This window comes from Paenibacillus cisolokensis (assembly GCF_018403665.1).
Lineage (GTDB): Bacteria > Bacillota > Bacilli > Paenibacillales > Paenibacillaceae > Paenibacillus_AH > Paenibacillus_AH cisolokensis.
This window is the reverse complement of the sequence record NZ_BOVJ01000159.1, coordinates 16,663-27,202: the sequence shown is the minus strand read 5'-3', so window position 1 is coordinate 27,202 and position 10,540 is coordinate 16,663. Positions and strand designations below refer to the sequence as shown.

At 49.2% G+C, this 10,540-nt stretch carries 13 protein-coding genes; 4 read left to right on the top strand and 9 right to left on the bottom strand.

The features are described from left to right. Positions 1–469 precede the first annotated feature (469 nt). The 3 genes from PACILC2_RS20460 (at position 470) to PACILC2_RS20450 (ending at position 2,239) form a co-directional block, all read left to right on the top strand. Entirely contained in the window at positions 470–1,159 is a 690-nt protein-coding gene (locus tag PACILC2_RS20460; RefSeq protein WP_244863690.1) for a response regulator transcription factor, read from the top strand. Between the two features lie 163 nt (positions 1,160–1,322). Beyond that, positions 1,323–1,685: a c-type cytochrome gene (locus PACILC2_RS20455; RefSeq protein WP_213530519.1), complete on the top strand. Its 363-nt coding sequence runs from the start codon at positions 1,323–1,325 to the stop codon at positions 1,683–1,685. Between the two features lie 158 nt (positions 1,686–1,843). Beyond that, positions 1,844–2,239, top strand: a complete 396-nt coding sequence (locus tag PACILC2_RS20450) for a FixH family protein (RefSeq protein WP_244863689.1) — start codon at positions 1,844–1,846, stop codon at positions 2,237–2,239. A gap of 5 nt (positions 2,240–2,244) precedes the next feature. Here the strand turns inward: PACILC2_RS20450 and PACILC2_RS20445 are convergent, their stop codons facing one another. From PACILC2_RS20445 to PACILC2_RS20410, 9 genes are all read right to left on the bottom strand, one after another. After that, positions 2,245–2,931, bottom strand: a complete 687-nt coding sequence (locus tag PACILC2_RS20445) for a sulfite exporter TauE/SafE family protein (protein WP_213530516.1) — start codon at positions 2,929–2,931, stop codon at positions 2,245–2,247. A gap of 49 nt (positions 2,932–2,980) precedes the next feature. Beyond that, complete coding sequence (locus tag PACILC2_RS28095) at positions 2,981–3,508, bottom strand: HAD-IC family P-type ATPase (RefSeq protein ID WP_280515357.1); 528 nt, start codon at positions 3,506–3,508, stop codon at positions 2,981–2,983. A 17-nt stretch (positions 3,509–3,525) separates the two neighbouring features. Then, positions 3,526–5,130 carry a heavy metal translocating P-type ATPase gene (locus PACILC2_RS20440; RefSeq protein ID WP_280515356.1) on the bottom strand — a complete coding sequence of 535 codons (1,605 nt, stop codon included), beginning with the start codon at positions 5,128–5,130 and terminating at the stop codon, positions 3,526–3,528. Positions 5,131–5,371: 241 nt separating this feature from the next. After that, a complete protein-coding gene (locus tag PACILC2_RS20435; protein WP_213530514.1) occupies positions 5,372–5,905 on the bottom strand; it encodes a cytochrome c oxidase assembly protein in 534 nt (177 codons plus the stop codon). Further along, on the bottom strand, positions 5,902–6,171 hold the full coding sequence (locus PACILC2_RS20430) for a hypothetical protein (RefSeq protein WP_213530512.1): 270 nt from the start codon (positions 6,169–6,171) through the stop codon (positions 5,902–5,904). Before PACILC2_RS20430 ends, PACILC2_RS20435 begins: the two co-directional genes overlap by 4 nt. A gap of 24 nt (positions 6,172–6,195) precedes the next feature. Then, on the bottom strand, positions 6,196–6,825 hold the full coding sequence (locus PACILC2_RS20425; protein WP_213530522.1) for a response regulator: 630 nt from the start codon (positions 6,823–6,825) through the stop codon (positions 6,196–6,198). Positions 6,826–6,844: 19 nt separating this feature from the next. Continuing rightward, positions 6,845–7,669 (bottom strand): sensor histidine kinase, encoded by an 825-nt coding sequence (locus PACILC2_RS20420; RefSeq protein ID WP_213530510.1) that lies wholly within the window; start codon positions 7,667–7,669, stop codon positions 6,845–6,847. A 483-nt stretch (positions 7,670–8,152) separates the two neighbouring features. Beyond that, positions 8,153–8,476: a hypothetical protein gene (locus PACILC2_RS20415; protein WP_213530508.1), complete on the bottom strand. Its 324-nt coding sequence runs from the start codon at positions 8,474–8,476 to the stop codon at positions 8,153–8,155. Then, positions 8,469–8,984, bottom strand: coding sequence for a redoxin domain-containing protein (locus tag PACILC2_RS20410; protein WP_213530506.1), 516 nt, complete (start codon positions 8,982–8,984; stop codon positions 8,469–8,471). The genes PACILC2_RS20415 and PACILC2_RS20410 overlap by 8 nt, the downstream gene beginning before the upstream one ends. 138 nt (positions 8,985–9,122) lie before the next feature. Between PACILC2_RS20410 and PACILC2_RS20405 the strand changes: the two genes are divergently transcribed. Then, on the top strand, positions 9,123–10,532 hold the full coding sequence (locus tag PACILC2_RS20405; RefSeq protein WP_213530504.1) for a PepSY-associated TM helix domain-containing protein: 1,410 nt from the start codon (positions 9,123–9,125) through the stop codon (positions 10,530–10,532). Positions 10,533–10,540 lie beyond the last annotated feature (8 nt).

The window sequence follows — 10,540 nt, the reverse complement described above, 5'->3', positions numbered from 1 at the left end:
GCATGGGCAAAATCGCTCGCTTTCTGACGGTTCCGCTAACAAGACATGCAAAAACAAGAACCGGCAAAATGGTCGTGGCGCGCCTGCAATTTGGCTATCCTTCCAGGCCAAGCGGGGAACGTACCGGATAAGATTGTATTCGGTTGTCAAGGTTCATTAAAAGGAACTGAACATGTCCCTCTATTATTCATTTCATTTTTGATGCAAAATCGGACCCTGAATTGCCAAATCAATCGATCAAATGTTTCAGCCGAAAGATAACGTCCAACTGCTGGCGGGATTGCCTGTCCGAAAGCTGCTGAATATAATGACCGTATCACAGAAAAGGAAAATGGTATTACTGCAAATGGATTCACGATTTTGCCAAACTTTACTCCCTTTTGACACATTCGAGTCATTTCAATAGGTTTGAACCATCAAGTAAAGTGGAAATAAATCGGTTATGAGGATGTGAAAGTTCGTGACTTCCATGCAAGTATTACTCATTGATGATGATTTACACACTCGAAGCGTATTAAGCCGTTACTTAGAAAAAGAGGGCTTTCATGTTCTGAAGGATTCTGATGAAACAAGCGCTCTCAATCGGATGTTGCAAAACCAAACTGACCTTGTTGTACTGGATATAGATCTTTCTGAACTGAACGGTCTGGAGCTTTGCGCAAAAATCCGACATGAAAACCACACGCCCGTTCTCATATTAACCAGCAGGCATGATGAAAAAGATGTCATCAGCAGCTTTGAAGCCGGCCCAGACGACGTTGTCGTCAAGCCCTTCAGTCCACGGGAAGTTGTCCACCGAATCAGCGCGATTATCCGACGCACGTCAGTCCAAGTCAGTCCCAAGGCCAGCAGTTCCCGACTCTGTTTGGATCCGAAAGCACGTAAGGTAACGGTTAATGGCATAGAAATTGAATTGACACTTAAGGAATATGATCTCCTATATTATCTGGTCAACCATACTGGTCGCTCCTTTTCTCGCGAAAATCTGATTACAGAAGTATGGCACTATGCATATCAAGGCGACTGCAGAACGGTCTATACGCATATTAAACGCTTACGCAAAAAAATGAATGTGGCTGCTCCCGGTTCAGGGCAACTTATTCAAACCATACGCGGTGTTGGTTACAGAATGAGTAGCTGGCTAGGGCCATCCGGCTAATAAGCTGCAATATAACATGATATCTTTGACTGCACGCAAATTTCATCCAGCATCTCATTCTGGAGGTATGATTAAAGAGCAGCCAAGAATCTCCTGACACTTTTGAGCTATAGCGATAAAAACTAGCCTCTTGATAAGATGGAGAAAACAAAGGAGGGTTAATATGCACAAGTGGATTATGGCTGGTTTGTTGTGTTGCGCCAGCCTGCTTGCAGTATTTTTATTATTGACAGGATTGCCTGAAAAAGAACAAACAGCCACGAATAGTCCTGCATTCGTGGTTCCCGATCGTGCAGTTGATGCAGATGCATCGCAGCAGATCTACAAAAATAATTGTATGTCTTGCCACGGTACAGAAATGCAGGGGGCAGTTGGGCCTGCCTTGGCACATATCGGGGCAACGATGACCAAAGAACAGCTGTACAAAATAATAACAAACGGACGAGGGGGAATGCCGTCCTTCGAAGATCGACTGACAGAGGACGAGATCATTATGATAACAACATGGCTTGCTTCGCAAAAATAAGAGGAACAAACAGACGCAAACAACCCGAAAGGACCGCGACAGGTCCTTCGGGTTGTTTGTGTTTCGTGCCTAATATCGGCATGTTCTGACCCTTTCTTACATACCTATGAGGGAATACTTATGCTTTCGGATGAAAGAAGGGTTAGCGTGAAGACCAGATGGAGTATTGCTTTCCTGCTGTTCTGTATTTTGCGGCGATTATTCTGTTTCGGCAATTTCAAGATCGTTCTCAGGCAGAAGCCTTCTATTCCGATGAGCAAATTCGCATGGAAATACAGGCCGCTCAATCTGTTGCAATGCCCATGAAAGAAACCGCCTTTCAGATTTTCATTACCGAGTTGTCTGAAAACCCGGTGATGAGCGCCGATCTCGAACTCAATATCTCGATGCCGGATATGTTTTGTGGCGTATTCCCCGCTGTTATCGTGGAATCCGAGCCTGGTGTCTACACCGCGACCGCCGTCCCTGTTATGCAAGGCCTTTGGCAAGCTGAAGCGGCCCTTCGTTGGAAGGACCAATCTGTAAAAGTCAGGACCTTGTTCAAGGTTCGATAGCCCCTTTACCATAGCCATGGATGAATGCTCGGAATCCATCCATTTGCGCTCAGTCCTTTCAAAAAAGACAGCGTTCCCATTAGAAAAGCTAGAAATCCACCAAACTTGCGCATCCCCCTGCGCCACTTTTTCGTCAGGCTGCCGGCAGACATCGCCGTTAGGAACAAAATCGGGAATGTTGCAAGTCCAAACACCAGCATAATCAGCATACCTTCAGCGCCAGAACCGGAGGCCGCGGCATTCATCTGCATCGCATAAGTTAAACCGCAAGGTAGAAATCCCAGCAGAATGCCGGTTAAAAATGTCGCAAACATCTCATAACGCTGACCAAGCCGCTCCAGTTTCGCTTGAAAAAGAGGATGTCTCGGCAGATGAGAGTTATAAAAGGGCAAGGTGTAGCGACGAAAGGTCCACAACAAAATGAGCAGTCCGCCAATGATGCTGGCTGCTCCTTGGAGGCCTACAAAGCGGCCGGCCACATCCAGAAAGGAGCCCACAACGCCCATAAAGCATCCAATCACCGCGTAAGTTGTCACTCTTCCGGCATTGTAGGCCAATACCGACGACAGTGGGGAGCCCTGGGTTCGTAGGGTCAGGGATGAAACGATCCCTCCGCACATGACCAGACAATGCGGCGCCCCCATCAAGCCTGACAGTGCCACTAACCATAATCCGCTCCCGGTCAATGCCATGCTTCTCCCCCCCGTTTTCCCCTTAGCTGAAGTCGAAGCGAATTACCGACTACCAGAACTGAACTGGCTGCCATTCCGATGCAAGCAATGCGCGGGTCCAAAAACCGCATGCAGCCAAAGGCACGGTAAGGACGTTATATAGAAGAGCAAAAAGCAAATTCTGATGAACATTCCGCATCGTATAACGACTCCAGATGTACGCCTCCATGATTCGGGTTAGCTTGTTGCCGATCAGAACGACATCGCCTGCCTGTTTGGCCGCATCTGCTCCCGCGCCCATGGCAATGCCGACATCGGCCGCAGCTAGCGCTGCGGCATCATTGATACCATCGCCAATCATCGCTACGGATCGACCTTGGCGTTGAAGCTCGCGAATGAACGCAAGTTTCTGTTCAGGAAGCATACCGGAATGAACCCGATCGATACCCACTGCAGAAGCCACAGTCAGAGCAGTCTGTCCCTCATCGCCGGTTACCATCCACACCTCGGCTTTTCGCTTCAGCGCCTGTACGACCCTCCTGGCATCTTTTCTAAGCTTGTCGGACATAACAATCGTGCCGATCCATTTTCCGTTCATGGCCACATAAAGCCTTATTAGACCAGGGCTGGCTGCTTGATCGATTCCAAGCCTTTCCTCCTCCAAAACGGAACGCCCAATTCCTCCAACCATTTTCGATTTCCCACACATACGTACTTCCCATCCACGTAGCCTTCCATCCCTCTCCCCGGCCACTCTTCGAATTTCGTCGCTTCCGGAATGGGGGACTGTTTATCACGAGAGGCTCTCACAATGGCTTGTGCCAGCGGATGCACAGAAAGAGAAGCCAATGCGGCTGATAGACGAAGTGTACGAGCACAGTTTCCCTCGGGAGCATGAATGGCTTCGAGCTGCGGCAATCCTTCCGTCAAGGTGCCTGTCTTATCCAGCAATACGACATCCGTCTGCCGTAACCTTTCCAGGGAGCGTCCTTCTTTGAATAGAATGCCTTTCTGGGCAGAAGATCCTGTTGCAATCAGGATGGAAATGGGTGTAGCCAGACCAAGCGCACAAGGACAAGCGACCAGTAGAACGGATAACGCATAGCGCATGGCAGTTTCGGAGGCACCGGGGTCACTGGAAAAGGTTAACCATCCTACGTAAGTTATCGCAGCACAACCTATCATAATGGGCACAAAAATTGCTGCTATGCGGTCAACCGTTCGCTGAATAGCCGGTTTGCCCTGTTGCGCGGCTTCGACCAGCGCAATCATTTGAGACAAGCGGGTATCCTCGTGCTTTTTATCGACCTCAATATGCAGACTTCCAATTAAACAACGTGTGCCGGCATAGACACGGTCACCGCTGCGTTTGGCCACTGCTGCGCTTTCTCCGGTCATCATCGATTCATCCGTATCCGCCGTTCCGAACTGGACGATGCCGTCAACGGAAATCCATTCGCCGCTCTTCACGACAACACGATCCCCTGCTTGAACTTGACTTGCCGTCAACCATTCTTCTCTGTGCTCGCGTATGACCCGAACCAGCTTCACCTGCAGGGAATATAAAGCGCTCAATTGTTTCAGCGCTTTTCCCCTGGCAACCGCTTCAAGCCACTTGCCTAACAAAACCACAGTCATAATCATCGCAATCGTATCAAAATAAAGCGTCGGATGGGCGGAATGATGTCCGTTTTGAAACATCGCGTAGTGGCTGTAGAAGTAAGCGACGGATGTGCTTATCGCAACCAAAGTATCCATGTTTGCACTACGATGGCGGAGGGCCTGATATGCGCCATAGTAAAAGGGAAAGCCTACGCCGAACTGGAGAAGGGACGCAAGCAGCAACTGAAATAGGGGTTCCATGAATAAAACCGGCGTCCATTGTGCAGTCCAAATTGAGATATGTGCCAGCATCGCCCATAAAAGCGGAATGGACAAGCATGCGGCGATGATAAACCGGATACGATAAGCATGTGCCTCGGCCTCTATTCCTGCTTGGGGATCCGAGAGCCTGTCAGTCGCCCTATAGCCAAGCTTCGCAATTTTGGTTATGATCGCTCTAATTCCAATTACCCTCGGTTCATAGTGTACGGTTGCCGTCGACAAAGCCAGACTGACTTGAACGGACTGAATTCCTTTCTCTTTTCGCAGCGTTTTTTCGATACGTGCCGCGCAAGCGGCGCATGACATCCCTGTTATATGGATTCGATCTTGTTTCATACTCATTCTCCTCCGTCACTCATTCCCATGATCGCTCGTCCATTCATTGTATGAACGCGCACCCATATTAAGAATGACTCCAAAGAGCCAGTACGACCCGTTTTGCATCAAGCGCAAAAACGGGCCGTATCGGAGGAGATATATCGCCAATCACACAAATGCTTCGTCCTTTCCATCAGCAAAATAAAACGACCGCTCTTTCCGACCTGGGAATGAAGCGGTCATCCTTAGTGAACGAGTATCACTGTTGCTTTTTAGTCGGTCTGTTGGTAAGCGCGAATGAAAACTGCTGCGCCGCCATGAGCAACATACCTCCAAAAGCGGACGTGCTGCCAATCCTAAACAGGATCGATCCCCCTTCTGCTGTCGGCGATACACATAATTCTGATAAGATGTTTTGCGGATACGGATAGGCCCCGTAATCCGAACCGATCATCGCCACACAAATGGGAAAGAGTAATATGCTTCCAAGAACCATCAGTTTGGTTCGAATTTTCTCGCGCTGATGACGAATCAATCCGGGGCGAAACAAGGATTCCCACATGAACCAAGCGCTTGCGAGCAAGAGAATATGGACCAGAAAACGCAGAATAACCATCGTCAACAGCGTATTATACACGACAGGCAGCAACATGACAGACAAGATCAGAAAGAAAACCAGCGCCGCATACATTCCATGTTTTTCAGACCAAAGAAGCTTTTGTCCTCCCGGCAATCTGGAAACCGCTCCTTTTCGAATCCACTCCGGGGTGCCTGCAATGAACAAGGGAATCATGCACATATAACGAACGCAAAGTTGTAAAACGTAAAAATCGATTCTTTGGCAAGCACCGACAAAATCCCGCCATAACCGAAATACATGCAGACCACGCCGGCATAAAACGACGCTTGACGGGTCCATCGGAGAGAAACGAAGATGCCTCCGTTATTCGGCTGAACGTTGCCCGCTTTTGCATAAAGCAATGCAACTCCCGCAGCAACCACCAATAATTCCGGTGTTAAAACGGTATGCCATCCATACAGGTCTGCCAATCTGAGCACGCTTATCCCCCCTTCATGCGATCTCTAACGCTTGCTCATCCAGCCTTGCTCATAGGCATAGCGCGCAAGTTGAACTCTGTTATCCAAATGGAGCTTTTGAAGAATATTCTTTAAATGGTTTTTTACAGTATGCTCGGAAATGTCCAACTTGCTCGAAATATCTTTGTTGCTTAAGCCTTTGGCGACCAGCCCTAATATTTCACGTTCCCGGCTAGTTAGCGGACTGGCCTGAGCCTCGTCGGCGCCCATTGGCGACAACTCTTTCAAGATGCGAAAAGCGAGTTCGCGCGTCATCGGAGCCTCATCGACGGCGATCGCTTTCAAGTATTCGTGCCATGCATCCGGCTTCAAATTTTTTAATAAATAACCTTGGGCGCCCTTTTTCAGCGCATCGAACAGGTGCGCAATATCGTCCGAGACCGTTACCATGACCACTTTGACATACGGGTATTTTTCCTTCAGGCGCTTGGTCGCCTCCAGCCCGCCCATTCCCGGCATTTGAATATCCATCAGAATCAAATCAGGCATCCACCGTTCACTGAGAGCGAGCGCCTCTTCGCCGCTGTTCCCCTCCGCCACCACTTCAAAGGCCGGGTCGCTCTCCAGAATCATACGAATCCCTTCTCTAGCCATTTCACTGTCATCTATAATCATTACACGAAATGTTGACACTTTACTTTGCCTCCTTTATGATCGTAACCCTCGTTTCACCATCTTCCCTTTCGATATGCAACTGCCAGGACATATTGCTCACGCGATCCCGCATCATCTTAAGACCATAGCGGTTTCCTCCAACCGCTGTATCGGGCTCAAATCCTTTCCCGTTATCCGCGATCTGACAAGTCCATCCCGTCTTTGTTGTCAACGCTTGTACGCGGACACGAGTGGCATCCGCATGTTTATGAATATTGAGCAATGCCTCCCGAATAATCGCCAATAGTTCCACTTTATCTTTAGAGGAGAGCATAGACTCCGGAATTTCCCATTTCGTATCAAATTGCAAATCGGTTTCACGGCGCAGTTCGTCAATCAGGCTCTCCACCCCCTGCAGCCACGGATTTTGGTCCACATCCGCCGCGTGCCGCAAATTCGCGATGGCTTGCCTTACGTAATCGTTGGTGTGGTGCACGCTTTCCCTCAGTTTGTCTATGGGCAATCCCTCTGCCTGCTTCATCCGCTCCATACGCGATACCTGGGCATTTAAGAAAAATAACGATTGTGCGATGCCATCATGCAATTCCCGAGCAATCTTTTCGCGTTCCTCCAGGACAGCTTGCATAGCCTTCGCCCGATTCAGTTCTTCCTGATTATGCTCGATCATCGCGAATAACTGCGTCAGAAATAGCAAGCTTACCAGTAACACGAATACAGGAGCGAGCCAGTTGCCAAGCTCCATGGAAATATAGGGGAGCAAAAACTCGTGCCTTACATATTCCCATATGCCAATGGTCAAGGTAGGGATGATCAGAATTAGCCATTTGAGTTGTTTATAGGTCAACCTTACAGCCTCCTCTCCAAGTACCTCCGTATCTTTTTATTTTACCCTGAAGCGAATCGAACAGGTATGACTCCAAATAGCTACTGTACTCGACTCACTTTCGCACAATTGTCAAGAGCATGGATTATAATGGCGACGAAGAACGGCGCGCGCGTGAAACGCTTCGGAATCATCTGATAATAAAAGGTTGTCATGTCATAGAAGAAAGCGACGGGATTTCCAGGCTTAATCAAGCAGTCACTTCTGTCCTGGACTTGATTGAGCTTGAGCCGCCCTACCCCGAATGGACAGACGGAGTGTTTGCAGCACATTTGCGAAAATACAAAGCGCCCCCCATCCTCATGCTCTCTATACACACAGCGAACTAACGGATAAATTTCGGGGTTTTGAGGCTGGCGTCGATGATTATGTGACCATCCCCTTTAAGTCCGGAGGAGATCGGTTTACGCATCACGGCCATCCTAAGACGCAAGATTCCCGCTTTTACCACGCCCAAGGCGACGGAATGAATCCTGCCAATTCCCTTACTTTGTTCCACATCGTACGAGCAACCGGTTTCATCATCTCAGCGGTACAAGCAGATTCGGGTTCGTAGCCTCTTTCTGCTACCTTGTTCCATGTCGTTTCCGTTAAATAATTGGTCAAGTCAGCATCATTAAAACAAGGCGGAGCCACATATACCTGCAGCGTATGGTCAAGGATCATCCTTGTATCTCCCGGTGGCTGAAAGGGCAAGGGTACAAGAATCATAAACAATAGAAAAATTATTACTCCCCCGCCAAGCCACCATAATCTGTATTTATTCATGGTTAATCCGCCCCATCAAGTTCAAAATGTCTGCCATTTCCGTCAACTCCCCTTCATGCCTTTCAATCAAATCGCCTTCCGCATTGATGAGAACGGTAAGCGGCATGCCGACAACGCGGTATTGTTGCTTGATTCTCATTTCGGAATCCAGTACAACTGGAAACTTAAGCTCGTACCGATCCACAAACTTCTGCACCGTCTCGGCATTCTCCCCGACATTTATAGCCAGCATTTTCACACCGGTGAGCTTATAGGCCTCATTCAGTAACGGCAACTCGTTCACACACGGATTGCACCAGGACGCCCAGAAATTGAGCAGGACGCCTTTCCCCCTGTAGTCCGCCAGTTGTATCTCTTCTCCATACAAATCTCTTAGTGTAAAAAGAGGTGCAGCTTCTCCAAGCACGGCTTTGTCTCGCGGGGCTGCGTCGTGTTGAGTCAACGCATATATTCCCCCTGCAACCAAGGCAAGTACGATCACGTATTGAATCGATTTGCGAATCGTCATAGGTCAAGTCAACTCCTTGCTCACAAATTAGACAAACCTCTCAGATCTTTAACTCGAAAGAGCCATAGAAAAAACAGAGTATTCCCATCTATAATAAACCGTTGTGTAGAACGAATAAAATTAAAAAAGGAGGCCCCTATGAACGCAAACGTTTCACAAACACCGGAAGCATCAACACTTCCCCGCAAGCCAACAACCAAACTGCTCCCATCATTGTATCAAGCCGTATGGCGGTGGCACTTCTACGCAGGTGTTATTTTTGCCCCGTTCCTGATTATCCTCGCATTTAGCGGATCCATGTATTTATTCAAACCGCAAATTGAAGGGTACTTGTACAAGGACATGCTGAGCGTGCGCGAGACTGGGACAACAGCGATGTCTGCAGATGAGATTGTCGCCAAAACGTTGCGCGCTTATCCCGGAACAAGCATTTCTTCCATTACTTTTCCCGATGATCCGAAATCAACGATCAAGATGGAAACTATCCGTAGCGGAACTCCTACCACGATGTATGCCGATCCCTATACGGGCAATATCACTGGTATGCTGAATAGCGACAAAACGTTTTCCGCTTTCTTCAAAAAGATGCACAGCGAGCTTGTCATTGGCGGCACATGGGCCAACCGACTTGTTGAGCTTGCCGCCTGCTGGGCTGTCATTCTCGTGATCACCGGACTGTATCTGTGGTGGCCGCGCAGCAAGTCGGCGATATGGGGCACGATTCTGCCGCGGCTCAGCAAGCCGGGCAGCCGTCAATTTTGGCGCGACCTCCATGCTGTTCCTGCCTTCTGGCTGTCCATTTTCATCCTCATTCTTATTTCGACGGGCTTGCCTTGGTCTGGTGTGCTGGGCGGCCAAATCGACCGGTTGGCCAATGCTACCCATACCAATTATCCGCCGTATGCGCTCAGCTTTCTGGCCAAACCCGATTCGGTTACGGTAGCCAAGGACGTAGCCGACGATGTGCCGTGGGCCGCCGAAAATCTTCCCGTACCCGAATCGGCGGTCGGCGGGTACATCCGGCTGACCGTGCAGGATGTGGTTGCCATTGCCGACAAACGGCAAGTGAAGCTCCCTTACACCATTTCCATGCCGCGAGGCGAAACAGGCGTCTATACGATTTCGACCTCTCATACAAAACCGGGAAACGATGCCACGCTCCATATCGATCAATACAGCGGCGCCGTGCTTACCGATGTCCGATTTGACGATTACGGACTGATGGCCAAGGGGATTACCATAGGCATCGCGCTACATGAAGGACGACTCTTCGGCCTGGCTAATCAACTGCTCGGCCTGATCACCGCTATCGGAGTCATGGTGTTGGCCGTCAGCTCCTATTTCATGTGGCGCAAGCGTAAACCGCAAGGCAAGCTGGGGGCGCCGGGAAGACCGAAGGACAAACGGATTACGATTGGCGTCTTGCTCATTATGCTCGTGCTGGGAGCTCTCATGCCGTTGGTCGGGTTGTCGCTTATCGTTGTTCTGCTGCTCGATTTACTCATCATTCGCCGAATCCGCCCGTTGAAACATTGGTTTTCGGCATAACAAGGAGA